Origin of the sequence: Bacteroides sp. AM23-12 (assembly GCF_003434395.1) — a bacterium.
Lineage (GTDB): Bacteria > Bacteroidota > Bacteroidia > Bacteroidales > Bacteroidaceae > Bacteroides > Bacteroides thetaiotaomicron.
In genome coordinates this window covers 51,950-78,888 of the sequence record NZ_QTLF01000023.1, presented here as the reverse complement: position 1 = coordinate 78,888, position 26,939 = coordinate 51,950, and the positions used below count along the sequence as shown (strand labels likewise).

General features: G+C 44.0%; 22 protein-coding genes. 8 read left to right on the top strand and 14 right to left on the bottom strand.

Features of this window, described 5'->3' with window-relative positions; all coding sequences use genetic code 11:
* Window positions 1-244 precede the first annotated feature (244 nt).
* The 4 genes from DW640_RS17140 to DW640_RS17130 all read left to right on the top strand — a co-directional run bounded on the left by DW640_RS17140 (window position 245) and on the right by DW640_RS17130 (window position 3,083).
* Entirely contained in the window at window positions 245-2,125 is a 1,881-nt protein-coding gene (locus DW640_RS17140) for a P-loop NTPase fold protein (protein WP_032535401.1), read from the top strand.
* 25 nt (window positions 2,126-2,150) lie between these two features.
* On the top strand, window positions 2,151-2,390 hold the full coding sequence (locus tag DW640_RS23465; RefSeq protein ID WP_025813736.1) for a hypothetical protein: 240 nt from the start codon (window positions 2,151-2,153) through the stop codon (window positions 2,388-2,390).
* 80 nt (window positions 2,391-2,470) lie between these two features.
* Window positions 2,471-2,764, top strand: coding sequence for a helix-turn-helix domain-containing protein (locus DW640_RS17135; RefSeq protein ID WP_008640965.1), 294 nt, complete (start codon window positions 2,471-2,473; stop codon window positions 2,762-2,764).
* 1 nt (window position 2,765) lies between these two features.
* Window positions 2,766-3,083, top strand: a complete 318-nt coding sequence (locus DW640_RS17130; protein ID WP_008640967.1) for a helix-turn-helix domain-containing protein — start codon at window positions 2,766-2,768, stop codon at window positions 3,081-3,083.
* A 91-nt stretch (window positions 3,084-3,174) separates the two neighbouring features.
* On the opposite strand, the gene DW640_RS17125 is transcribed toward DW640_RS17130, so the two are convergent.
* The 10 genes from DW640_RS17125 to DW640_RS17080 all read right to left on the bottom strand — a co-directional run bounded on the left by DW640_RS17125 (window position 3,175) and on the right by DW640_RS17080 (window position 20,278).
* The gene (locus DW640_RS17125) at window positions 3,175-4,470 is read right to left on the bottom strand and encodes a site-specific integrase (RefSeq protein WP_014299601.1); all 1,296 of its coding nucleotides are present in this window, start codon (window positions 4,468-4,470) and stop codon (window positions 3,175-3,177) included.
* Between the two features lie 166 nt (window positions 4,471-4,636).
* Entirely contained in the window at window positions 4,637-5,236 is a 600-nt protein-coding gene (locus DW640_RS17120) for a carboxypeptidase-like regulatory domain-containing protein (protein WP_233525451.1), read from the bottom strand.
* Window positions 5,237-5,431: 195 nt separating this feature from the next.
* Window positions 5,432-6,400 (bottom strand): FecR family protein, encoded by a 969-nt coding sequence (locus tag DW640_RS17115; RefSeq protein WP_011108163.1) that lies wholly within the window; start codon window positions 6,398-6,400, stop codon window positions 5,432-5,434.
* A gap of 401 nt (window positions 6,401-6,801) precedes the next feature.
* Complete coding sequence (locus DW640_RS17110) at window positions 6,802-7,383, bottom strand: RNA polymerase sigma-70 factor (protein WP_008763979.1); 582 nt, start codon at window positions 7,381-7,383, stop codon at window positions 6,802-6,804.
* 148 nt (window positions 7,384-7,531) lie between these two features.
* Window positions 7,532-9,808 carry a GH92 family glycosyl hydrolase gene (locus DW640_RS17105; RefSeq protein ID WP_090615555.1) on the bottom strand — a complete coding sequence of 759 codons (2,277 nt, stop codon included), beginning with the start codon at window positions 9,806-9,808 and terminating at the stop codon, window positions 7,532-7,534.
* Window positions 9,809-9,911: 103 nt separating this feature from the next.
* Window positions 9,912-11,801 (bottom strand): GxGYxYP domain-containing protein, encoded by a 1,890-nt coding sequence (locus DW640_RS17100; protein ID WP_225665222.1) that lies wholly within the window; start codon window positions 11,799-11,801, stop codon window positions 9,912-9,914.
* A gap of 33 nt (window positions 11,802-11,834) precedes the next feature.
* Window positions 11,835-13,478 (bottom strand): RagB/SusD family nutrient uptake outer membrane protein, encoded by a 1,644-nt coding sequence (locus DW640_RS17095; protein ID WP_055230109.1) that lies wholly within the window; start codon window positions 13,476-13,478, stop codon window positions 11,835-11,837.
* A gap of 14 nt (window positions 13,479-13,492) precedes the next feature.
* Window positions 13,493-16,483, bottom strand: coding sequence for a TonB-dependent receptor (locus tag DW640_RS17090; RefSeq protein ID WP_016268640.1), 2,991 nt, complete (start codon window positions 16,481-16,483; stop codon window positions 13,493-13,495).
* 22 nt (window positions 16,484-16,505) lie between these two features.
* Window positions 16,506-17,570, bottom strand: a complete 1,065-nt coding sequence (locus tag DW640_RS17085; protein WP_172461666.1) for a LamG domain-containing protein — start codon at window positions 17,568-17,570, stop codon at window positions 16,506-16,508.
* A 134-nt stretch (window positions 17,571-17,704) separates the two neighbouring features.
* Window positions 17,705-20,278, bottom strand: coding sequence for a hypothetical protein (locus tag DW640_RS17080; RefSeq protein ID WP_016268642.1), 2,574 nt, complete (start codon window positions 20,276-20,278; stop codon window positions 17,705-17,707).
* A 335-nt stretch (window positions 20,279-20,613) separates the two neighbouring features.
* On the opposite strand from DW640_RS17080, the gene DW640_RS17075 reads away from it, so the two are divergent.
* From DW640_RS17075 to DW640_RS17060, 4 genes are all read left to right on the top strand, one after another.
* Complete coding sequence (locus DW640_RS17075) at window positions 20,614-21,039, top strand: hypothetical protein (protein ID WP_008763987.1); 426 nt, start codon at window positions 20,614-20,616, stop codon at window positions 21,037-21,039.
* 109 nt (window positions 21,040-21,148) lie between these two features.
* Window positions 21,149-21,958, top strand: a complete 810-nt coding sequence (locus tag DW640_RS17070) for a metal ABC transporter permease (protein WP_008759703.1) — start codon at window positions 21,149-21,151, stop codon at window positions 21,956-21,958.
* A 14-nt stretch (window positions 21,959-21,972) separates the two neighbouring features.
* On the top strand, window positions 21,973-22,386 hold the full coding sequence (gene tsaE, locus DW640_RS17065; protein WP_008759702.1) for a tRNA (adenosine(37)-N6)-threonylcarbamoyltransferase complex ATPase subunit type 1 TsaE: 414 nt from the start codon (window positions 21,973-21,975) through the stop codon (window positions 22,384-22,386).
* Window positions 22,383-22,619, top strand: a complete 237-nt coding sequence (locus tag DW640_RS17060) for an immunity 17 family protein (RefSeq protein WP_016268643.1) — start codon at window positions 22,383-22,385, stop codon at window positions 22,617-22,619. The genes tsaE and DW640_RS17060 overlap by 4 nt, the downstream gene beginning before the upstream one ends.
* A gap of 60 nt (window positions 22,620-22,679) precedes the next feature.
* Here DW640_RS17060 and DW640_RS17055 read toward each other — a convergent pair whose 3' ends face one another.
* From DW640_RS17055 to DW640_RS17040, 4 genes are read right to left on the bottom strand one after another with little or no spacing between them, the layout of a single operon-like run.
* The gene (locus tag DW640_RS17055; protein WP_117578742.1) at window positions 22,680-23,990 is read right to left on the bottom strand and encodes a DUF58 domain-containing protein; all 1,311 of its coding nucleotides are present in this window, start codon (window positions 23,988-23,990) and stop codon (window positions 22,680-22,682) included.
* 59 nt (window positions 23,991-24,049) lie between these two features.
* Window positions 24,050-25,024, bottom strand: coding sequence for a MoxR family ATPase (locus tag DW640_RS17050; protein ID WP_048694035.1), 975 nt, complete (start codon window positions 25,022-25,024; stop codon window positions 24,050-24,052).
* Window positions 25,025-25,035: 11 nt separating this feature from the next.
* Complete coding sequence (locus DW640_RS17045) at window positions 25,036-26,310, bottom strand: DUF4350 domain-containing protein (protein WP_117578741.1); 1,275 nt, start codon at window positions 26,308-26,310, stop codon at window positions 25,036-25,038.
* Window positions 26,307-26,921, bottom strand: a complete 615-nt coding sequence (locus DW640_RS17040; RefSeq protein ID WP_008763992.1) for a DUF4129 domain-containing protein — start codon at window positions 26,919-26,921, stop codon at window positions 26,307-26,309. The genes DW640_RS17045 and DW640_RS17040 overlap by 4 nt, the downstream gene beginning before the upstream one ends.
* Between the last annotated feature and the right edge of the window lie 18 nt (window positions 26,922-26,939).

Sequence of the window (26,939 nt, the reverse complement as noted above, 5' to 3'; positions counted from 1 at the left end):
CATGCAGCCTGCCGGAGTGGTCGGCAGCGGACGCCGGGACGGGACAACCCGTGCGCCAAGGTGTAAGCGCAAGACAGTGAAAACCCTTTCACCCACGTTAGGGATTGCAGGGGAAAGCCCGACCCGAAGGGGAACGCTCCGACAATCATCCGGAAACACGAATTGACCGTAATAACTTATTTCTTAAAAGTTATCAGAATTATGACTCTTTTCCGTAATTTTGAAACCTCTAATGAACATGGCTATGAATAGAAACATACTCACCTTTTTAAATGAATATGCGGAAATACCCGATCCGCAATATGCCATCATGCTGCGAGGTGCCTGGGGATGCGGCAAAACGTTTTTTATCCGCCAATGGATAAAGCAACTGAAAAACGATAAAGATGCAGACAAGTTAAAATGGCGGCCCATATATGTGTCTTTATATGGTTTGACCACTACCCAGCAAATCACAGAACAAATCAACAAGGAAATATCCCCGTGGCTGTACAGCAAGGGAATGAAACTGGCCAAGAATATATTAAAAGCCGCCTCGAAAATCGCTTTGAAATATGACATCGACGGTGACGGAAAGGATGAAGGGAGTGTAACCTGTGACTTGGACTCCATTTTGTTGTTGAAAGAAGAAAATTCCGAAATAAAAGGAAACAAGATTCTGATTTTTGACGACCTTGAAAGATGTGATGTAAAACTGGAAACCTTGTTGGGATACATCAATTACTTTTCGGAACATTGTAAATGCAAGGTCATCATCATTGGCGATGAGAACAAGATTTCCGAAAAAGAGGACGATAAGTGCAAGTTGAAATTCAAGGATTTCAAGGAAAAGACTATCGGGCGTACTTTTGAGATCAAATTAAATATAGGGGAGACACTCGATTTCTTCATTGGCGAGATATCCACCAACAACAGGAACCTCTTGTCTGAGAACAAAGAGCTTATCATCAAGATATTCCATGCCTCTAAATTCGATAATTTAAGAGTCCTGCGGCAATGTCTGAACGATTATCACAGGATAGCCATGGCTTTGCCGGAGCATTATCATAAATCTCCCAAGTACAAACTTGTCATAACATCGTTGTTGGCAAATTTTGTCGCCGTTTACTGCGAGTATAAGGGTGGGAATACTCGGATCGGAAGCCTATTCAACAGCCTGTATGACATGTTCCCGGATAAAGAGAAAGATGAGGAGCGTGAAAAAATCCTCTCCAAATACCGTTTTATAGAGATAGGTAAACAGTTGGATATTTTTGATAGATTCATCGTTAATGAAATTGTCTGCTATCTGGAAAGCGGGTATTTTGACACGACCTACCTGCAACAATATTTTGCAGCCGAAGACGCAAGTTTGAACAGTTGGGATTACCTGTACGACTATTGGAGACTGGATAACGGGGAATACGAGAAACACTACGGGGAAACGGTACGATATTACTTTGCGGATGAAAGCGTTGATCTAAAAGAATTGTTTGTCATTATATCTGTACTATCGGTTTTATATAGCGACAACCTTGTTCACGTATCCGAGGAAGACATCATAGCCCAAGGCAAGCACTCCATAGACAGGCTGATGGAAGGTATCAGCGACATGGAGGGTTTGTTGAATTGTAACTCAAAGGTACATGCGGGTACAAGAAGGAATCATTCTAATATTGGTTCAGATCGAATTTTGAATGGACTGGTTGCGTATTTTCAAAAACTATTCGGGCAAAGATTGAAGAAATGCCCTAATAAAGTGTCTGTCATGCTGGAAAATCTGACGGATGAAACTTGCGAACGCCTGAATCCGGCATTGAATGATGTAGTCCCGGTCAAACAGCGTCTTTATAGGGATACTTCAATATTCCAAGAGGCTGATGCGGATAAGGTTTCAAAAAGTATTTTGGGATTGTCCAACGAATCACGTAACACCTTTCTGCATTTTTTACAGTTCCGTTATAAATATACCTCTTGGGGCAGTGAAATAGAACACTTGAGCAAATATTGTCAATCAGATTTGCCACAACTAAAATTAATCAATGAAAGACTAAAGGCAGAAGCGGCAAACAGGAGATTGATAGAAAAGTATTCCATTGAGAAGATCACGAACCTGATAGATGAAATTACCGCAAAAGTAAAATAACTATTCCAGTCCGTTTTCGAAAGAGATGGCTTTGACAAGGGGCAAGCCGGTGACGAAATTTGCCCCGTGCCCCATCAACTTGCATCGTGGCTGGATGAGGGTGAAGTCGGTGCGTAGTACACATTTTCCTTTGAACCATCCGGAATTGGTGCTATGGATTCCGTTCTCGTGCGTACCCTTGAACTGGGTACGTTTATGTAGGACTTTTCCCCGCCTTTCATCGTTTGGGGTACGACAAGGCTACGAACGTGAAGCAAAACGGTGACAAGCTATACGGTTTTGATACATAGTTTTATATGAATCCATATATTTGCAGGGAAGTATAATGAAAAATGTATCAGAACGATGGAAATAGTAAGTATTGAAAAGAAGACCTTTGAGGAGATGAAGGAGCGGTTCGGCTGCTTCTCACGGCACGTGAAGGAACTTTGCGCCCGTTACCGCCCGCCCGGGAAGATGAACTGGATGGACGGGGCGGACGTGTGCGAGAAACTGGGGATCAGTAAACGGACGTTGCAGACCTACCGTGACCGGGGACTGCTGCCGTACAGCCAGATCAACCATAAGATTTACTACCGGACGGAGGACGTGGAGGTATTCGTGGAATCCATGAGCCGGGAAATAATGGAGGACGAGTGACATGGAAGTGATAACAAAAGACACGGAAGAGGTACGTGCGTACTTCGAGGCTCTGGAAGAGGGCATGAGGTATATTGATACGGTGACGGCGCATTTCCGTCCGGCGATGAACGGCGAGGTCTATTTCACGGGTGAGGATGTGTGCAGAATGTTACATATCACGTCAAGGACGTTGCAGGGCTACCGCACACAACGGTTGATCCCGTACATATCGCTGCCAGGCAAGACGCTTTACCGCCAGTCGGATCTGCTGCGTATGCTGGAAGAAAATTACGTGGACATGAGACAAAAGCGCAAACGGGGGAAAAGTCCAACATAAACGCACGGGGATATACATCGGAAAATGCAGCAAAGGCAGGAGCACTGTATCGGGGTTCCTGCCTTTGCCGTGTTTCGCATGGAGAAAGGTGTCAAGCCGTTTCCCGGAGGGACCGGTGCACCTTTTTCCTACCTTGCTTCCTGTCCCTTTTCTCCAGTACGCTCCGCTGCATGGCGGCGAGGTTGCCGGAGATTGCACGGAAATCTGAACTTACCATCTTGTTGGTTACTTCAGCGTAGATCTGCGTGGTGCTGATGTGCTTGTGACCGAGTATCTTGGAGAGCGCCTCTATCGTGCCGCCGTTGCAGAGATAGACGGTCGTGGCGAAGGTGTGCCTGCTCAGGTGGAATCCGATCTCCTTGCTGATGCCGCAGGCTTTGGCAATCTGTTTGAGGTGCTTGTTGCATGTACCGTTAGAGGGCATGGGAAATACGAAATCGCCTCCGGCAAGTCCCTTGTACCTTTCTATCAGTTCCTTGGCTATTTCCATAAGGGGAACGTTGCTCGACACACGGGTCTTGGTGCGTCGGGTTATGATCCAATCCTCGCCGTCGAAGTCCATGCGCTGGATCTTGTCATGGGTGAGTGTCTTTATATCAATGTAGCTAAGTCCGGTGAAGCACCCGAAGAGGAACATGTCACGTACGAGGTTGGTCTGTTTTTTCACGAACACGGCGTTAGCCAGGGTGCGCAGTTCCTCTTCCGTGAGGTAGCCCCGGTCTGTCTCCTGCATTTCAAGGCTGTACTCGCCGAAAGGGTCGGAACGGACGATACCACGCCGCCATGCCTTGTCTGTCAGGCTGAGCAGTGGCATGGTGTATATCCAAAGAGTGTTGTCACTCAATCCCTTTTCCACGCGCAGGTACTTGTCGAAATCGGTGATAATCTCCTTTGTCAGTTCCTTGTAAGCCATATCGGTTCGTTTCTTCTTCTCCCAAAGGAAGGTGGCAAAATGGTTGTACACGGCCAAGTACTTGTTGTAAGTGGATTTGGCACGCTGTCCTTTCTCCACCATCGCCTCAAATTCCCGGTTCATGTTCTCGAAATCTTTCAGGATACAGTTTTCCATCACACCGATACCCAGAAAGGCGTTACGCAGCTTTTCGGCGGTGACAAAATCCTCTTCCCGGAGGATGCGGTGATAGTGGTTGGTAAGCCGGGCACTGACTTCTTTGAGCTGCCCGTTTATCTCTGTCGCCTCGGCAGACTTGCCTTTTGCCTTACCATTCTCCCATAAATCCGGCGTAACGAATAGTTTGGTTCCCAATACTTTGTCATCCCCATCAATGGAGATCTTCACCATGATGGGGGCTTTTCCGTCCCGGTTTCTCACTGCCGATCTCTTGATGTAGAACGAGGTTGCAAACGTACTTCTCTTTGTTTTCATAACTCTAAAATTTTCGTTTCTAAAGGTAGTTAATTATTTGTTACCAAGAGTTATGCAAAACAACGCATAGTTATGAAACAGAACTTGTTATATCCCATATATCCTCTTTAGGACTGGTAGCTGCTTAGTAGCCGAACTTTGTCCGAAAGGGGTATTTTCAAGCGTTTTATGCCAAAGCTTGTTTCAATCCGCCCTGCATATAAAATACTGACCTCCAATTATTCAAGTAGAACTTTGCTTTTCTTTGCGTCTTATGCCGATTTTTTGTGGAAAAACCCACATACGTAACCGCTAATACCGAATTGGAAGGCAAAGATAACGTGAATTTACCATCGATATCCGTGATCGTACCATTGGAAGCACTTCCCTGCTCCATGATGTTAGCTCCGATAATAGGCTCGCCACTTTTGTCTACTACGGTTCCTTTGACTATTATTTTTTTACCTATTGATTTTTTCTCTACCTGCGTTTTCTTCAATGAGATGTAATTGTCGGCGTATTCATACGTCAGCCCTATTTGCGGCAATACATTTTCAAGCAATGCTTTTACCTGTTTATTCCGGGCATTGATTTTTACTTTCTGTTCGATATTGATGTCTTTTCCGTAGACAAACAAATATCCGGCCTGTTTTTCGACTTCTTGAATCAGTTCTTTTAGCGAAACCGAAGTTTTATTAATATTCACAACTGCTGTCTGTGCCTGGGTCTGGTATGTAAAAAGGTTAATAAACAGGACCAAAGCGAGCAGTGAAAAGATTTTTTTCATAACTTTGCTAAGTGATTTTGTTAGTACTTTATTTTAGGTTCACAAAAACGTGAAACAGAGAAAGTATTAATAGCTGAGGAATTGGGGAGAGTGTTGCACCACTTTCCCCCTTTTTATTCCTCATTTTGATGTCTATTTACTTTCGTTTTATTCTACTCCGTTGTGTTACATAGGCATTAAATTTTAATCAGATTATTAATATATCGTTATCTCTCGCTGTGACAGTATTTTGTACTCAAATAAGTCCGCACGGCTAATTGCTTTCAGAATCGTTTCAATCTGATCGCTTTGCCGGAACTTACCCGAAATAATCTTACTCAACAGAGATGGATCATCTACAGTAAAATGAATATCATACCATTGCTCCAATCTTTCCAGCACTTCGCCCAACGGTAATTCTTCAAAGTCATAAATTCCTTGTTCACGATATTCCTTTCCTCCAAAATGAGAAGAAGACTTTACCAGTTTTCCATCTACCAAAGACACTTTCTCGTCAGGCAATAAATTCACCGATTCTTCTGGAAATCCGGTAGAGCTAACCCTCACTTTACCCGAGAGCAAGTCTGTCTCAAACTTCTCACTGTTACTATAAGCATACACATTAAATTCCGTACCAAGCACTCTTACATCATACTTCTGCGTCTGCACTGTAAAAGGACGGGAAGCATCCTTTGTCACAGTGAAAAAACCCTCTCCATCCAGTTCTACCGTACGGGCATCGGACGAAAAAACAGAAGGCCACTTCAACGTAGAAAGCGAACTCAACCATGCCTCACTACCATCCGGAAGGGTTAAATGTACCCGTTGCCCTTTCGGAACTGTAATCTCCGTATAAGAAGGAGTCTCCGAGCCAACAAACATATACCAGGCGAGCATCCACGTCAGAGCAATCATAGCGGCTGCCGAAGTAGTATACCGCACGATTTGCAACACCCGTTTCCGCCTCAGCTTTTTCTCCTGACGGTTCATCATTGCTTCCAGATTCCGTTCGCCTTTCAAAGAATCATCTTCTCTGGGTAATAATCCGGACAGACCTACGATATTTTGCATTTCTGCAAATTCCCGTTTCATATCTTCGTTCTTTTCCAGTTCCTGAAAAAGCTCCCGTTTTTCCTCTTCGGTCGGTTCTCCGAAAAAGTATTGATTCCATTTCTCATTCATCATATTGCGCGCTTTTAATAAGAAGACACAGCAACTTACATTTACCACCAAAGGAAAATGAAAAAAAATCAAGGAAGGGAAGTAAAATCCAATAAGTTTAAGCTAAGAACTGTTTTGAAACGAACTAATCTGTTCGGATTTACTCTAAGATTTAATTCTTGATGTACACAGATTTAGTATTCATTATACTTAAATTTAATCGTCTGACAGTTGTTGAACTTTCGTCTGACAGTTGTTAGACGAAAAGATAACAATTGTCAGACGAAAGTTCAACAACTGTCAGACGAATAGATTTATAAGCAACCGGAACTAAATTCATTCATTATAAGCTGCAAATTAGTACTCAGCTTGACTAAAGTATATGGAATGGACTGAAGCAAAGACAATACATAGGCGATTTATCCTTATACGCTCAATAGAAGCAGTAAAGGCAGACAATGACGCAACTCTTCCCTAAGTTTTTTTAATGCGATAGCCATTTGACCTTCTACCGTATTCTGCGAAATGCCAAGGGATTCGGCTATTTCACGATATTTCATACCCTTCAGTTTACTCATGACAAATATTTCCCGGCAACGTTCCGGTAAGCTATCAATTGCACGGCAGATCTGTTTTTCTACTTCATCTATCGACATTTGAGAGTCATCAAGTAGTTGCAGGCTATAAAGTTTCAGTTTAAACTCCTGCTCCATAATATCAGAAAGCGGCTGCCTGCGGTCTACTATAGAAAGTTGTGAACGAAGGAAGTTCAGACAGCGATGCTTGACAGCGGAGAAAAGATATGCATCGGGCTGTTGCAGTTCCGGAAGTATCTCTTTACGTTCCCATAAATAGAGGAAAAAATCTTGTACTATATTCTCTGCGTCTCCCATAGCTCCTACATAAAGGGAAGCGAAACGAACCAAACGGGCATAGTAGGAAACATAAAGCTTTGAGAAAAGCTTTTGTGCCGTCAAGGGTTCGGAAGATGGAAGAGAATGTATCATAAACCTCATATTAGATGCACAAAGGTAACAAAAGAAACAGCAAAGACAAAGCCTGACTTTAAATTCCTATTGTATGACCGATACAGATCAAATCAATTAAGATTCTCTCCGTATCGGTCAATGAAAAGTATACTAAAACCTATTGAAACTACTTGGAATAAGAATATGGGAAGTCTGCCGGTTGGGTACCTCTTTGCTGATTCGGTACGCTGTCCATTGACAGATTCAGTTCTCCGCCCTGTTTCAGTTCATCATGCGTCAGATAGTTGCGTGTGAATTCTTGTCCATTCAACAAAGCTTTCCTTATGTATGGACGGTCTGCCGCATTATCTGCTGCTGAAACGACGAAGTTTTTCCCTTCGGGAAGATGTAGAGTTACCTTTTTAAATAACGGAGAACCTACCGCATATTCAGGCATTCCCGGACAAACCGGATAGAAACCCATAGCAGAAAATACATACCAAGCAGATGTCTGCCCGTTGTCCTCGTCGCCACAGTATCCTTTACTTCCGGAATTGTAGAGTTTATCCATAACATTACGGAGATGGTACTGTGTTTTCCAAGGCTGACCGATATAATCATACAAGTAAATGGCATGCTGCACCGGTTGATTGCCATGCGCATATTGTCCCATGTTTAAGGCAACCATCTCAGCTATTTCGTGGATAACGAAACCATAGGTTCCATAATTATAAGTGTTCGGGGCCACAAACATAGAGTCGAGACGGGCTACCATCGGTTCATGTCCGCCCATCAGTTCAGATAAACCTTCCGGATCGTGAAATACGCTCCAAGTCCAGTGCCAGGAACTTCCTTCTGTGAAAGGACCGCCCCATTCCGTAGCATCAAAACGATCACGCCAATTGCCTTTGGCATCCTTAGTCCACATAAAACCATGTTCCGGATAATACAGATTGCGGTAATTCTGGGCTTTCTGATAATACTGGTCTGCGATATCCTGTTTACCCAGCGATTGCGCAAAGCGGGCGATACACCAGTCAGCATAAGCATATTCGAGTGTTTTGGCTGTAGCTTCGGGAACTTCCGGATAAGGTACATAGCCGAGCTTATCATAATACTCGAAGCCGTCACGTCCTACAGAAGCTATTTCCGCGTGGCGGGCCTGTGTCTGATGAATCATCGCTTCCAAAGCTTTTTCGGCATCTACCGTTTGTATCCCCTTCATCCATGCATCGACCAATAAGGAAACAGAGTTATTGCCAATCATGCAACCACGATGACCGGGGCTCGCCCATTCCGGCATAAAACCACTTTCATCATAAGCATTAAGGATAGATTGCGTCACGCGTTCCGAAACCTCCGGATAAAGTAACGTGAACAACGGATGAACCGCACGGAACGTATCCCAGAAACCATTATCGGTATACATATAACCATCATGCACGTTACCGTCATAAGGACTGTAATAAACAGGATTTCCTTGTGAATCAAACTCATAGAACTCACGCGGGAAAAGTAACGTACGATACAGGCAGGAATAGAAGGTACGAAATTGTTCGTCTGTTCCTCCTTCCGCTTCTACACGTCCGAGATAGTTATTCCACTGTTCACGGGCTTTCCCGCTGATCAATTGTACATCCGCATCGGCTACTTCACGATTAAAGTTGATGGCAGCCTGTTCGGGACTGATAAAAGAAGAGGCTGTACGTATGGTCAGTTTTTCACCTGCCGGAACATCAAATTTCAGATAGGCACAGGTATAATCGGCCGCTACATCGGTTTGATGGTGCAGCAGAGTATCTCCATTGTAAGTGCCGTATTCTATGACGGGATGACTGAATTCCATCATAAAGTAATTAGCAAAGTTATCCGGTACACCTCCGTTATTATATCGTGTCGCACCTTTTACCAACCGGTTTTCCGGTTCAATCGTTATTGAACTTCCTCCATGGTATGCATCCACCACTACATACTGGTCTTCTTTTTCAGGGAAAGAGACTTCGAATACAGCTCCACGGGAAGTAGCAGAAAGAGAAGTCTGCAATCCGTTATCGAATGTAACACTATAATTATAAGGAGTCGCTTTCTCCTGTTGATGTGAGAAAGGAACCAGACGTTCTTTATGACTCATTTTCAGTTCTCCGGCAAGCGGCATAATGGAAAAGGTACCATAATCATTCATCCAAGGACTAGGCTGATGTGTCTGCCGGAAGCCGCGCATCAGACTATCGGCATACGTATACATCCATCCACTGCCATTCTCCCCGGTCTGCGGGCTCCAGAAATTCATTCCCCAAGGCACTGCCACAGCAGGATAAGTATTACCATGCGAAAACGCAAAAGTAGATTCGGTACCCATCAGAGGATTCACGTAGTCTACAAACTCTACTGTCTTCTTTGACTGCTGACACGAGGTGAGCAGAAAAGGAAGACAGATTGATAAGAAAAACAATCTTGCAACCATATCTATTATTATTTGCTTAAGTTTCACAAGCCTTCTGTATGGCTTTCTCCTTCCACGTTTGAAAAGAGAAAGCCATACAGAGAGCCTGTGAAACTCTAGTTAATTAAAATACCTCACTCAGATACTTCTTCGTCTGTTCCGGACGCTGGCTCATACGCAAACGCCATACCAGTTCCTGCATATTTACTACTTCAAAACTATCGTTCAGATGTCCTGCACAAAGCTTTGCCGCTCCGGCTCCACGAATATCTCCAGACTGGTTCTCAATCAGGGGATCTTCCGTCTGTCCGTGATCGGAGAAATTACTCCATGCATGCACACATACTACAGAAAAACTTTCCTGCTGTGCTTCCTGTTTCAATCTTCCGGCAATATAGGCAGGGGTACCTTCACGTTCCGCATTCCGGTTTCCAAAATTCCACAAAGAGTATTTCACCGTAATGACCGGGATATCATATCCTGCTTTATTCGTTACCCAAATAACGTCTCCTTCACCTCCTGCATAAGGGCTATACTGAAGCGCTACGATACCTTCCAACTGGTCATTGGCATCTACATAAGCCTGAAATGCTTCTTTGGCAGCTTCTGATTTTACATTCATAGCCATTACACCCAACAGTTTCACACGATGTTGACGCATATGCGCCGAAAGGCGTTCTGCCACGACTTGCAGATTCTTCGCCCGGTCACCATTCTCGCTATAATTGTCTACGTAATAGTAACCGCCTCCCAGCATTTCCAAAATAGAGCAATTCGGCTTTTGCTGACTCAACAGATTATCGAATTGTGCCGGTGCCATCATCGGAAGCACTGAAGCAGCAATACCATACGTCATCCGTACTTCTTCCGACTCCGCCGCATTATAGAAATCTTTAAAGTCATTCATCATCCACTGGATATTGTCACCATCGGAAAGGAAGAAAGAAACGAAATTCTTTTTCTTTGTATAATCCAGAAACTGCGGATTCTTCACGCGGACCAATGTCGATTTCTGACGTTGAGAATAAAGCAAAGAAGTCAAGGAGTGATTGTAACTCCAGTCACAAGGGATCATCGGATGACCGCTCTTGGAAACCAAATCAACAAAAGCATCTTCACTTACTCCCTGTTCCCATCCGTAGACAGGTGCATTCGGTTCCAACCAGGCAAGGATTTCTTTCAGCAAAGCTGTGTTTTGTCCGGCTATCGAAGTTCCCTGACGCTTATTCAAGTTCAATACGAAAAGTTCATTCTTAATGGCAAACTCACGCAATTCACCGGTTTGTACAGGCATGATCACCAAAGCTTTGTTGCTGCATTTATCTTTGAACTCCGCCCATGCCTGCGCAGTAGTCTTGCTTCTTGCATCATATTTCATGGTATATCCTGCTTCTTCATAATATTCCTTGTCACGGACATCCACAATAATAGAATTATAAACATGAGAAGCAACAGATGCTACGACACCACTCTCCGGATTATGCTCAATATCCGTCAAGACATATCCGTCGAACATTCCTTTCAACTGAATAGTCACTCCGTCGGACGGACCATAATCATTACGTGCCAGTTCCAGTCCGCTCTGCATCCCCTGTTCGTGAATACCCATATCTTCGAGTGCCTGCTTAGACAGTTTATAGGAATCACTGCCACCGTGATCGTGCAGCCAAACAGCTATTTCACTTGTTCCCTGTTCTACGGCACGATTAGCCAGACCGGCCAATGACTGACACATCAGGTGGTACTGCAATCCGCGTACTTTCTCTGTTTGTCCCAGCTCATTACGGCTGCCTACCGTTACAACTTCCACACAATTCCAGTACTTCTTCGGTTTCACCTTCATTTCCGGCATATAGTATTGCCCCACATTACTGATCGGGTCATAAGCATCTGTATAAAGGGACGTGTTGTTTTCTTCGTTCAATCCTTGATTGATTTCCGGTGATTCGTACACTTCACAACTAGCCATTGTCAGGCTGAGCAACAGTGCAGCGCCACATATAGTCGTTTTCATAATTACTTCTTTCATTTGTTAGTTAACCATTAATCAATAACCTTCATTCTGAGATAATCCATCTACCTTGTTCCGTTCATCTTGCGGAATGGGTCGTACCAGATGGTTCTTGTTCAAATTATCATATTTCACCACAAACGGATTGTATGCGGGTACACGTGTCAGCAGTGTCTGAGTACGTTTCAAGTCAAACCAGCGGTCATGCTCTCCCATCAATTCACGGGCACGTTCATCCATGATAACATTTATATCCAGATCCGTCAACTTCATTGCTTCATAAGCGGTCGCATCTTTAGCGGCACGCTTACGTATACTGTTGATGCGTTCCAATGCCAGTTTCTTGTTTCCGGCACCCAGATAAGCCTCAGCACACAACAGGTAGGTATCCCCCAAGCGGAAAATGACATCTTCACGAGAGCCGCCTTCGCCCCATTGTATCTTGGTATCGCTGAACTTCCGTACCATCGGCATACGATCTGAAGCAGTTTCCAATACAGGAAGTGCCGTAGATTGCGGATACCATACATATTCATCGTCCTGCTTGAACGGATAAAATCTTTTCGCATTATTACTCATACCCGATTTATCGTTCCAACGGGGGAAATAGATTCCCAGCTTACCGTAATCAGCATTATCCGGATTGTTTATGTAATATTCACGTTTGAACGTCGCATCATAACGGGTATCCGCTTCCGGGTCGGTATAAAGCTCGTGCGCTTTCGGATTCACCCAGTATTTACGGGAAACACTAGAATAATCATTCTGATTCTTAATGAACAGATCCGGCTCCAATGCTACAATGTTAAATCCGAACTGTGCCTGTTGCGGATTTCCATCACCCCGATAGTTCTTATCCAGTCCATATTGAATCGCCCAGATTACTTCCGAATTAGCCTGATTGTTTTCATCGAACAAAGCAGCATAGTTTTCCTGCAAAGCATAACCGGAGGCCGGATTCTCTACCAGCAAATCAAATGTCGTTGCTGCATTGGAGAAGTCGTCTGCTTCAGCAAAGGATTTGTAAGCACGTGTCAGATACATTTTCCCTAAAAAGTGAATGACTGCGGCGTTCGTTACCTTTCCGGCTGAAATCGTGGTCATCTCCAATTTGTCCTTTATATCATTCAGTTCGGTAATGATGAAAGTGTAAATAGCTTGTTCGCCGGTACGTTCCGCCTGCTGGATAACGCTTGTATTCTCTTCGGTGAGCAAAGGTACGGGGCCGAATGTTTCTACCAGATAATAGTAAGCCATTGCCCGGAAAAAGCGGGCTTGTGCGGTCAGCGAAGTATAATCGCTTCCTGCAATATCCGGTGTGCAGCGATTCAGCAGGATGTTACTTTCCTGCACAATCTTATAGAGTACTTTCCAATAATCACCTACAATCGGAGCAGTGGAGTTGAAAGTCTTGTCATAGCCGTTGAACATACGTTCGGCAGGTTCTTCGGAGATAGCCATGTAGATATCAGTTCCGTAATACTGCAATTCGCCTGTATTGAAAACATTGCGGTAACGGGCATTGATATCTGTCAACAATTTCTGTTGTCCTTCTTTAGTATTATAGAAATCGTCCGTTACTGCCGAAGGGTTATAACTATCCAGAAAATCGGAGCATCCGCTTAGCAAACAGATTGCTAACAGTGCCAAATATTTAATTTGTTCTTTTACTCGTTTCATAAGGTTTCAAGTATTTAGAAGGTTAAATTCACTCCAAAAGTAAACGTCATCGGATAAAGTGACAAAGACTTGTATACGTCTTCACCAATCGTTTCGGGATCCGGACCGAGATAGTCGGTGAAAGTAAACGGATTCTGCACATTGATGTAAGCACGTGCATTTTTCATCTTCATCTTCTTCATCCAGTTTTCCGGAAGGGTATATCCCAACGTAATATTCTGTATTTTCAGGAACGAACCGGAAATCTTACCTAATACCTGAGTATGGTAGGATTGTGCACCGATCTGCTGGTATTCATTACTGTGGTTTTCCGGAGTCCAGTACTTCACATTCAGCTTGTTCCAGTGTTCATTATCCCATGCGGTAAACATATAAGTGAAATCATCATTGTAGGTACCACCGATACGTGCATACATATAGAAAGACAAATCCCAGTTCTTGTAAGTAAAGGTATTGGTCATACCCGCTGTCCAGTCGGGTGACGGAGAGCCGAGTACTTTATAGTCACGTTCATCAATCACATAGTTCTCGTCCAGATCAGCTACACGGATATGTCCCGGTACTTGTCCATATTTAGCAGCCAGTTCCTTGTCTTCCGTCTGCCAGATTCCTACCTTTTCCAAATCATAGATCACTTTCATCGGCTGACCGATGAACCAACGGTTAGCCAAGTCATCCTTTTTATCACCGTAGAGGTCTACAATCTTATTACGGTTCAGAGAGAAAGTCAGATTTGTCTTCCATGTGAAGTCCTTCTTTGAGATGTTCACCGTGTTCAAACCTATTTCCACCCCTTTATTGGAGGACGTTCCTATATTCTCAAGGATAGAGCCATAACCGTTGAGGTTACCTACCGAACGGGCGAAAATCAAATCTTTCGTAGTACGGTTATACACATCAATCGTACCGTTGATACGGTTATTCAGGAAGCCGAAATCAATACCGTAGTTCCACTCCGAGGTCATCTCCCAACGAAGATCTTTGTTACCTTTGCGGTCGCCTAATCCGAAAGCATTTTCACCTTTACCTCCATAGATATAATGAGTCAGGTCCAGCTTTGTCCAGGTAATATCATGGTCAATACTGTTGTTTCCCGATTTACCCCAGCTGACGCGGAGTTTCAGACTATTCAGCCAGTCTACGTTTTTCAGGAAATTCTCATTCTTCATCTGCCAGCCGACAGCTGCCGACGGCATAAATCCCCACTGATTGCCGGTAGCCAGACGGGAAGTTCCGTCATATCGCCCTGTTACAGTAAACAAGTACCGATCCATCAACGTATAGTTGACACGTCCCATGAAAGAAAGCATGGATGACTCCCAATAGTAACTCTTCACATCACGAATTTCCTCGGCTGTTTCGATCGCATGCCAGTCAGAGTTGTAAGGCAGACCGTCGCCACGCATTTCCGAACCCTTATGAGTTTCTTTCTGTACACTATACAAACCTATAGCATTCAGACGATGAATATTCTTCCAGGTTTTATCATAAGTAATGATATTGTCCCATACCCAGTTCATATTCCGTCCTTCTTTCCGGTAAGCTTCCGGTGCATTGAGACCTCCTTTGGCTTGTGTCATCGTACCTACCCATTCTCCGTAAACATCCGAATCATATTGAACTGCAATCTGTGATTTAAAGCTCAGTCCTTTAATCGGCTGATATTCCAGATAACCGGAGAAATTGGTATAGTTTGCTTCTTTCTCTCTTTTATTATTTTCAATCTGAACAAATGGATTAATCTTGCTGGAAGTCGGCTGACAATTAAACAGGTAGCTTCCGTCCTTATCGTACGGGCTGACCGTAGGCGGCAGGAAGTATGCATTAATCAAAGCATCATTGGCTCCTTCATTCGTGTTATTCAGAGAAACATAGCTGTTAATCCCTGTTTTGAATTTATCAGAAAAACGATATTCCAACCCCACATTAGCCGTAATACGTTCAAAACTTTCATCGCCTACCATACCGTCATCCTTCAAGTATCCCAAGCCGAATGAGAAAGATAGTTTATCCGTACCTCCGGTAGCGGAAACAGAATGACTGGTAGTCAATGCATTCTGCGACAGTTCACGCAACCAGTCATAGTATTCACCATGTTTGATACGGCGTTTCTCGTCATCAGTCAGAAAGTCCGGACGGCTCAGTGAAGCATCACCATACTTCTTTTTCCACAAAGCGGTGCGATAGTCTACATATTCCAGTCCATTGCCCATGTTACCAATCATTTCAGGAATACGGGTAGGAGTCTTGAAACCAACGTAACCCGAATAGTCGATATTAAAGCCCTGACGCTTGTTAGCTCCTTTGGTAGTGATAATCACCACCCCGTTTGCACCCCGCGAACCGTAGATTGCACTGGAAGACGCATCTTTCAAGATGTCGATAGATTCAATATCGGCAGAGTTCAAATGACGCATTCCCGTTTGAGAAGGTACTCCGTCGATCACGTATAAAGGTTCATTCGAGAAATTGAACGAGTTGATACCCCGAATCTCTATTTTCGTATCCGAACCGGGACGGTTGGAAGTCTTATTCACGAGTACACCACCGACACGTCCGTTCAGTGTTTCAGTGACATCGGTAGTCACCAGTTTACTTAATTCCTTGCTGGTAACGGATTGGATAGAACCTGTCAAATCTTTCTTTTCTACCGTACCATAACCGATAACGACTACTTCATTCAACTGCTTGGAATCATCTTTCAACTGAATGGTAAGGTTCGACTGATTCTGATTTACAGTCAGTTCCTGTGTCACGTATCCTATAAAAGAAACAGCAATCGTTTTTCCTTTCGGAACCTGAAGACTAAAATTACCATCCAAGTCAGTCACCGTACCGGTAGACATTCCTACCACCTGAACGCTGGCTCCGGGCAACGGTTCTTTTAAAGCGTCTACTACCACACCTTTCACTGTAAGCACCTGCTGTGCCTGCACACTTACCCATCCGCACGTCAGAAGCAGCAGGCAGAGGAAAGCCTTTATTTTTATCGTATTATTTTTCATACTCTTCGTCTGTTTATTAAGGTTAGTTCTCAACTTTAAACCATTTGTAGTTACCTACAATTTTCGCAACGTGTTTTCCTGTCTTATCCGGAATGTTGGTAACGTCTTCGACCACTGTCGTGAAGTCCCACGCACATACCAGTCCGCTTTCTGTTCCCGTCACATCCGAGTTCATCAGCGTTTTTACCTCATTCGCCGATTTCGCAGTACTCCACATGCGGAATTTCTTAATAAATCCGGTCATACAGCGTGAATTGTCAGTCGGTTCCTGGAATGCCCACATATTCTGGTTACGGGTGTTAGGCATATAATTCTGTAATACTCCGGCATCATTCTTCACATCATTTGTCTTACTGAAGAATAATTCACCATTGACATACATTTTCAGCTGTCCTTCAGGCAAAGTATTATCCCACACCGTCACGACATGATTCCATTTACCAAAATTATCAGGATAAGCACGGCCTTCTTCCAGTACGCGGCCTTCCTGCGGTCCCATACCGATCGTTGTACGAAGATTAGAGCCTAAGAAGTTGATCATCCATCCCTCATTCGGCTGCTTACCGTCAAAAGTAGAGAGGAAACTGCCAATTCCCGACTCAAAGAAACCGGCATCATACTTCACCCAACTTTCTACGGTGAAAGTATTACCGCCACCATAAGCAGGATCGGAACCAAATTCAATACGCCCTTTACCGTCAATGCCGAATACCTTTAATTCGGCAGGCGTACCCGGTTGCAATGTCTGTTGATAGGAATCCTGAAATTCGGCAATCGCTTTTTCGGCGGCTATACAGTAGTTATCTATTTCATACTGTAGAACAAAGTAGCCAGCCATACCTTTAGAAATACCTGTTTGCAGTTCTTCGACAGCTTTTTGCAGGTTCTGGGCATTTGCCAATGGGAAAGTACCGTCACTTGTACCGATCTTTGCGGTATCAAGCATGTTTGTCATGTCGGTCAGATGCGTGTACATGCATTCAAGTGCAATAGGCCGCACTGAATCGCCGTTATCGCTCTTGCACGAGCTGACACACCAAACCAACAAACTGAATAAACAAAGTTTCATAAAGAATCTTGTTTTCATACGTATTAGGTTTTTAAATAAAACAATAAGTAAATAACATCGCTGCAAACATAATGTAGCAAGGTTAAACAACTTATTAGTGATGGGTTAATAACGGATTAATAAGCGAATAAATATCATTAACCGAAATGTTTTTATCGATGAAAAGGAGGATTTTTGCTCATCAGTTCTGCATAGGAAGTAGAATATTCTTCATTCATCATTTGCCTGTACTCACGCACAAACAGGGAATATTGCAGAATCGCTTCTTGTGACGAACCTGTATGGTTAAGGGCATGCATACCATAAGCCAGTGCCAGCTCATTAACCGGATCAACCCGGAAAAGCACATTACAGAAACGAATGACGGCATCATACTTATGCTGCTGATACAGACGTTCGATTTCCAATGGCAGGAAGGAAGACAAGAACTCTTCTACTTTTTGCTTGAAGTGATCCATCATCCCTGCATCCATACCATCAAGGAATTTGCCACGCATTAATAAAATGCCGAGTTCATTCTCGACCTCTTCAGCATTCTTCAAGGTGCGGAAACGGAAATAATCACAATAACAGTCAGTAAACACCAGTCTGAAATATCCCTTGTCGTGTACAAGTTCCACTCCATCCAGTTCAGCCAGATTTTTACGAATCTGATTGATCGTTACCCCTTTCAGGTTTTTCACCTTGTCGTCGGGTTTATCGGGCCAGAAGACCTCATTTAAGGAGGCGGATAATACTCCATTATGAGTACTATGAAGCAAGATATAGATGAAAACCTGCCGTAAACGGGAACTGAACAAATGAGTAATATCCCGCCCATTCCGGTCAATTACCGTAAAAGGACCAAATAAATAAACTGCATTCGGACGAACGAGGGATGACTCAAAATCTTCTTTTGCAAGCGTTTCTTTTCCCTGTACACTTTTATCCGGTTCTCTCCCGACAGGTGGTGACATGAGCACAGAAGATGATTCCAGAACCGCATTTCTTTGTTTTCCCCTCTTTTTCCTGACAAACAGCACACCTCCGGCAAGCAATAATACTCCTATTCCTGCCATTATCCATAACCAACGAATCTCCAGAGAAGACCTGGAACCGTAAGAACGGATTTCATCCAGAGAAACCGGAGGGGCGGACAGCACATAAGTCCGAATCACCGTATGTCCCTTCTTGTCAAATTCCGTGGTCGTACAGTAATACTCATGCGTCAATGAATTATAGTAAAGGTTAGCATTCGTCATAATCTCTTCCGAACGCATCGGAATGGAATCTCCCAAAGCTTTCATCGTTCCATCATCAACCGTCAAGCGATAAAGTTGCAGATAGGTATCCGAAAGATATTCCGGATAACACAGAGCATAGATATACTTCTCATCAGGGGTCAGTATCATATCACGGGCGACGACCAAACGATGATCCGAAGCGTTCTGCCACAAACGTCGCACAGACTGCTGCTTTCTGTCAAGCAGATAAAGATCGTGAAGATAATTTCGGCCTACACTCTGCTCACCCGATTCATTTCCCATCCCGCCAAAGACATAGATATGCTCCCGGTTCTTATTGACTGCCATACCCGAGAAATAACGGGGGATAATCCGGTCGCCGGAATAAGAAAGGGTATCCCAACGGTCGCCCTCGATATCATATTCGAGGAATGTATTATTAAAACGCTTATTACCAAAACCGCCAAAAACGAGATACTTCCCGGTTGTTTCATCCCAAAAGCCGTCATGATGGTGCAACTGTACCGGCAAGGCTGCTACTCCGGTCTGTTTCCACTCCTGATTATTCAGATCGAGCGCCGCTACCGTAGCATCCCCCAACGGCAGGTTATTCAATTCATAAACATAAAGTTTACCATCCGTTGTATTCATGAAGTGAGTAGCCAACTGCAATTTTACGGGTAGTTTGTTGCTATAAGAATACTTTTGTGGCTGACGTTTCAACAGATTATAAGTAAGAAGTGAATCCTGGCTGAAAATAATCAGTCGCTGACTGTCCGGCTCAAAAGTGATTCCCGAAGGAGTCTGAAAAGAATACTCAAAAAGTTTCTCCCAATGATAAGAACCGTTGATGAGCCACACCGGATTGACAACCGTACCCAAAACCTTCCCTGTAGAAGTATGCACTTCTTCCCCTTCATTTTCATTCAGAGGGAAAGTATATGAATGACTTCTATCACCTTCCAGCTTCAGATTGCGGATGGCAAAAGTGGGCATATCCAAAATATAATCATAACGTCCGAAGAAGAGGTGCGGACAAAAAGTATCTTTCAATCCTAAAGAAGTAATCTTCTTTTCGTTATCTCCGATACGAATCGTAAGTACGTCCTGTTGCAAATCGAATGCAAAAGACACAGGAATCCATTGATAAGCCAGTGCATCATTGCGCAGATTTAAAGAATAATGATTCTCTTTTCCGTCGGTATTAAACTTGAATGTACTGTTCTCACCATCCAGATAAGTATACGTAAAGCTATATTTGGTCTTTCCCTGATCTTCCTTCAGCAGAAAAACATATCCAAAAGTATCAAAATCGCGAATAGAAAGTTCAAAGCTCAACTGAAAGTTTTTCGTAAAACAAGGTATCTCCCCTTCCTGAAATATCTGAAGAGAAGTCCTTTCTTTAATTTCTTTATCATTAGCCTGAAACAACAATCCTTGCGAATAAGCAAACAGAGTCATTCCAGTCAGTAGGAATAAGAGGCAAAGCCTACGTCGTATCATAGTCTTTCGATTTATTATCACAAATATACAGGATTATTTTAAATAACCGCCTAAGCAGATGAAAATCACCTTTGTCGGTACCCTACAGTTCCGGCTGTTTCTTTCTTTAATCCGCACCTTTTTCTATCACCCAGCCATTTCCTTCCGCCCATATACTTACCTGATATCTTCTCCTGTTACCGTGTATAAATAAGACAGTCAACCACTTCTTATGCTTCATCGTCTAATATATATTTAAGTTAGCAACGTGCAAAAGTAAGAAAAGAAATAGATACCATCCATGATAGAATGCAAATTAATAAGTAACTTTGCAGAAATTTGAATCAGTACAGACTATGTGGATACTTATTATAAGTTTGGTGTTGCTAGGTATCATCGCATTGATAGCCGGTTATATCCGCAACAAAAGACTGCAACAGAAAATAGAAAAAGGTGAACTGGACCGTATGCCGGAAGTGAAAGAAGCAGATATAGAATGCTGCGGACAACACGAAGTGTGCGAGAAAGATAGTTTGCTTGCCGCCGTAAGCAAAAAAATTGAATATTACGATGACGAAGAACTGGATCAGTTCATCGGAAAGGAAGCAAATGCGTATACTGACGAAGAAACAAACCAATTCAGGGATGTGTTATATACCATGCAGGACATTGATGTCGCAGGCTGGGTACGTAGTTTGCAACTACGGGGTATCGAGTTGCCGGATGACCTCAAAGATGAAGTCTTTCTGATTATCGGAGAGAGAAGGAATGGGGAGAGGTAATAGGTATTAAGTAATAGGTATTAGGAGGGCGTTGAAGTTGTTTTTATTGATGGACGGCATTATTCTTGCTTTGATTTTTAATTTTCAATCTTTAATTTTTAATTAAAAAGTGGATCTACTTCGATATACATTCTTCCAACACGCTTTGCTGGGCAGCTTACTGGCAAGCATTGCCTGCGGGATTATCGGTACTTACATTGTTACCCGCCGTCTGGTATTTATCAGTGGAGGAATCACGCACGCCTCTTTCGGAGGGATAGGACTGGGACTGTTTGCGGGAATTTCTCCCATACTCTCAGCCGCCGTCTTCTCTGTATTGTCCGCATTCGGTGTCGAGTGGCTGAGCCGGCGGAAAGATATGCGTGAAGATTCTGCGATTGCCGTATTCTGGACGCTGGGAATGGCTTTGGGAATCATGTTCAGTTTCCTGTCACCGGGATTTGCTCCGGACTTGTCAGCTTATCTTTTCGGTAATATCCTGACCATCAATCAGGCGGACTTGTGGATGCTGGGCATATTGGCTCTGATATTAACCGGATTCTTTTATCTGTTTATCCGTCCTATCGTATATATTGCATTCGACCGCGAGTTTGCCCGTTCGCAAAAGATTCCGGTAGAGATATTCGAATATGTGCTGATGATGTTTATTGCGTTGACCATCGTCGCTTGTCTGCGTATGGTAGGCATCGTTCTCGCAATATCGCTACTCACCATTCCACAAATGACGGCCAACCTCTTTACCTACAGTTTCAAGAAAATCATCTGGCTGTCCATCGGTATCGGTTTTCTGGGCTGTCTGGGCGGTCTGTTTATTTCTTACCACTGGAAAGTCCCTTCGGGCGCTTCGATTATATTCTTCTCTATCCTGATTTATGCCGTTTGCAAGATCGGAAAGAGTTGTTGCAAGAAACAGTCATAATAATAGAATAGTATATGGAAATCAAGATTCAATCACTGGAAAGTATCCATGAGGCAGCCCGGGAATTTATCGCTGCTATGGGTGATAACACCGTTTTCGCTTTATATGGTAAAATGGGAGCCGGCAAAACGACCTTCGTCAAAGCTCTTTGCGAGGAATTAGGTGTATCAGACGTTATCAGTTCTCCTACTTTCGCTATCGTTAACGAATATCGTTCGGACGAAACCGGAGAATTGATTTATCACTTCGATTTTTACCGCATCAAAAAGCTAAGTGAAGTATATGACATGGGATACGAAGATTATTTCTATAGCGGCGCCCTTTGCTTTATCGAATGGCCGGAACTGGTAGAAGAATTACTGCCGGGAGATGCCGTAAAAGTGACGATTGAAGAACTGGAAGACGGAAGCAGAGTGATCAGACTATGACCGGACAATACATCGTACAAGGAATTTTTGCGCTAGCGGGAATCACTTCCCTGCTAGCTTCCTTACTGAACTGGAACTGGTTCTTCACCACACGCAATGCCCAGACAATCGTCCGGAATGTAGGTCGCGGCAGAGCACGGCTCTTTTACGGCATACTGGGAGTCATTATAATAGGAATGGCTGTATTCTTCTTTGTAGAAACACGAAAGGCAATGGGGCAACCCCTTTTCTAAACAAACAAGAAGCCCGATAAGGAAATAAAAGAACTACATCAGACCAATCAACGACTCTTACTACAGTAGTTGCCGTGATTTCATCTCCAAATATTTATTGATTACGTCAATAGACAGATTTTCGGGTGTCGTCAGCAGAGAGTAAATGCCATGCTGCTTTAATGTAGAAACGATCAGTCGCTTCTCAAAAGCAAACTTTTCGGCAATCACGTGCCGGTAATAATCTTCCGTATCCCTCGCCGGACTTTCGATGTACGCTTTCAAGTCAGCATCTTCAAAGAAAACCACCAGCAAACGATGTTGCCGGTTGAGCTGCTGCAAGTAAGCCAACTGGCGATTCATGCTGCTGATACTGGCAAAGTTGGTATACAGAACCAAAAAGCTACGTTTATTGACGTGCTTGTTCAGATGCACACAAAGAGCCGAGAAGTCCGTTTCACCGAAAGTAGTCTGCTGGCTATACAGTTTTTCAAGCAGCGTCTGCATATGTCCGGGCTGCTTGGAAGCCGGAACGAAGGTATCAAAATGCTCGTCAAAAGTCACCAGCCCCGCTTTATCCTCCTTCCGCATCGCCACATACGAGAGCACCAGTGAAGCATTAATCGCATAATCGAGCAAAGTCATTCCCCGAAAAGCCTGCTGCATCACCCTGCCTTTATCTATCACACTGTAAATCTGCTGAGAGCGTTCGTCCTGATAGACATTTACCATCAGCTCATGCCGGCGGGCACTCGCTTTCCAGTTGATAGTCCGGTAGTCGTCTCCCTTTACATATTCCTTGATCTGCTCAAATTCCGTTTGATGGCCTACCCGGCGGATACGCTTGATACCCAGTTCGGTAAGGTTATCACTCATTGCCAGCAATTCGTATCGGTGAAGCATCAGATAGGAAGGATATACCTTGATATCCTGCGGCTGTCCACAAGTGTACCGACGGGAAAGCAGCCCGATCTTGTCGGTCACAAATACACGGATTTGCCCGAAAGAATATACTCCGCGACGGGTCGGACGAAGATGGTAACTGATTGTTTTCCCCTCGTTCGGCTGAAGGGTGGTCCGGAAACAGACATCCCGATTCTGGAAGATAAAAGGTATTTCATCTATGATCTCCAGAGAGAGAGGACACGAATAAGTACTTTCGACACGAATGCTCACTTCATTGTCATCGCCATTGGAGAAACGGTCGGAACATCGACGGAATGCCTGAATCCCCTGGGTACGGTAGAGAATATATCCGTCTGCCGATACCAACACGAATAAGGCAAAAAGCGCCCACTGCCCGATGACAAAAAACGGAGCAAACAGATATCCGCTACCCAATAAGAGGATAACCAGAATAAGGGCAATATAGAAACGACGGGTTAAGTACAATTTCGGGTTCTGAGTTTTGAGTTTTAAGTTTTGAGTTACAAATTATAGAGATTCGGTTCTTATTTGGGGACCTCTACTTTATCAATCAGACGTTGCGTAACCTTTACCGGAGAATATCCTTCCATTTCCGCTTCCGCCGTCAGGATCAGACGATGCTGAAGCACATACGGAGCAACGAACTTAATATCTTCCGGTGTCACGAAGTCACGTCCCTGCAAAAGGGCATACGCCTTGGAGGCTTGCAACATTGCAACTGATGCACGCGGAGAAGCGCCAAGATATACAGCTTTGCTGGTACGCGTCTGCTGCACAATCAATGCAATGTATTGGAGCAGCGTACGGTCTACAAATACCTGATTCATGAAGGCACGCAGTGACAGAAGTTCTTCTTTGGTGATAGCAGGCTTGATATCGTCCAGCCTGATTAATGAAGTGTTCGTATGGTGACGTTCCAGAATATCCACTTCTTCTTCCAGCGAAGGATAGTCCATCGTTATTTTCATCAGAAAGCGGTCGAGCTGCGCTTCGGGAAGTTTATAAGTTCCTTCCTGTTCCACAGGGTTCTGTGTGGCAAGGATGGTATAGAGCTCACCCATCTTATGAGTAATGCCGTCAATGCTTATCTGACGCTCTTCCATCACCTCGAACAAGGCAGCCTGCGTTTTGGCAGGAGCACGGTTGATCTCGTCCACCAATACGATATCGGCAAAGATCGGTCCCTGATGAAAGTCAAAATCATTGGTTTTCATATTGAACACAGTGGTACCCAATACGTCGCTCGGCATCAGGTCCGGCGTAAACTGGATACGGCTGAAGTCCGCATCGATCAGACGAGCCGTCAATCGGGCAAGCAATGTCTTTGCAACTCCCGGCACGCCTTCTATCAGTACGTGACCATTGGCTAGGATGGCTGCCAGCACCAAGTCCACCGTCTGTTCCTGACCAACAATAACGGAAGCAATCTGATCCTTCAATTCCTGTATCTTCTCGGAAAAGAGAGTTAAATCCACTCGTTGTTCTGTATTCTCTTCCATAAATATCTTCTTTAAATATGATTGATTATTTCATTCATTTTATCAATAAATCCCTTCATTTCTTCGCCGGAAAGAACACGTCCTCCATAAATCACCGGTCTGATTTCGCGGATTAACCTGCTGATTTCTTCCACCTCCATCCCCGTCTTCTGAGCGATCCGATGGAAAGAACGTTCATCGTCTGCTACTTCCTCCACATCTACCTGAATTTCTCTTCTCAGCACTTCCGCAAAGTAGGTGAACTTCTTATGAACCAGATTGGCATGGTCATTCTTCTGATAATAAAGCGTGCCTATCAACTTGGTAAATTCAAGGGATTTGTTTTCCGGTTCCTGTATGACAGGTATTGCCCGTTGCCGCCTCCGTGCTGTAAACACCATAAAGAGCAAGATAGCGAACATCGACAGATAGATCGCCCAGCGAAGCGGCCTCTGCGACAGAAAATAACGCAAAGGAGATCGCTGCGTCTGTGCAGTCTCCTTCATATATCCTTCGGTGCGAACAATAGGCAGTTCTCCCATCTGCGACAGGATGCGGAATATGTAAGTCGCATTTTTCTCATCCAGCACTCCGTAATTGGTAAAAAGCAAAGGAGTAGAAACCAGAATGATTTCACCCTTTCCCCACGGACGAACCATAGCCACCAACGGATGATAATTGCGGGAAACGGTCGTAGAATCCAGTTCATCCAATGCGTGCCCCATATCGCTTGCCAAATTGACCTCCGCCAGTTTACGTACCGGCAGCGAATCATAACGGCGGAAATAGGACTTGCAGAACTGCGGATAAAAACGGAACACCTGCCGTGAATAAACTTCCGGATCACCGATCCAATAAATACTGTCCCGCTTTAATAACGAAGTGGCATATTTTTTCAGATCGACCGACCTGAAATAAGAATAAGTACAATCAAACTTCAGCGTATCCTCCAGAATCTTGGTAAAAGAACTGCTTACCAGCATGATCTTATTTCCCCGATCCGCCATTTTGAGCAAGGCTTCTATATCCACCCGTCCGAAAGGTAAATTAGTGGCAATCAGCAGTATTCCTTTATTGTGAACAGTATCTTCCTGTTCCATCTGATAAAAAGTCTTTCGGGACAGTGTATATCCCGAAGGCAGTGAAACAGTCAGCAGACTGTCGAACACAGCGCATCCGAAAGGCTGCTCATCGTAATGGCTAAAGGTAGGCACCCATACAAATTTCTTCGGCAGATGATATTCTATGGCAAACATCAGCAGCAGAAAAGCAAGGACAAAGAAGATAAACCAGCGGCTTCCCCTCATGAGCCCCCTCCTTTCCCTATTTCTTCCTGCAAGGATTTCATGGAATTGAACAGTTCTTCCGTTGCCTCAAAGTTACCGTAACGAACCCTCAGGAAATGATTGGTCAACTGACGGAAAACGGGTATCCGTACTTCATTGATATACTGTGTCGGTGTTTTATAAGGCTGCCAGTCAATGCGTTTCTCGTCGCTAAGCCGTTTCAATGTCTGCAAATAAAGCAGACGCACCGCCTCCCGATAATCGGAACGGGAAAGCGCATCGGCAATCCCTCCCGAAAAATCCACACCGTAAATCGTATCTTCTCCCACTTCATAAGGCAGTTTATTCTTGGGCGAACGCATGAATAACTCCGGACGCTTCTTATAAACAAACCATATAATCAGGAGCAGAATAATAATGGCCAGACATATTAATATAAGTTCGGAATACTCTTCGGCAAAACGGCTGCCGAATATCTTCCGCAACAATTCCCCAAACTGCCTGCGAAACCATTCAAAGATATTGATTTCAGGAGTTATCAGTTCACGATTGTAGTCATACGCCGATTCGGATTGCCATTTGGCAATCTGCACGGTGTCGCAAACCAATGTATCAGCCGGGGATGTCAGCATCTATTCTGAATTATATAT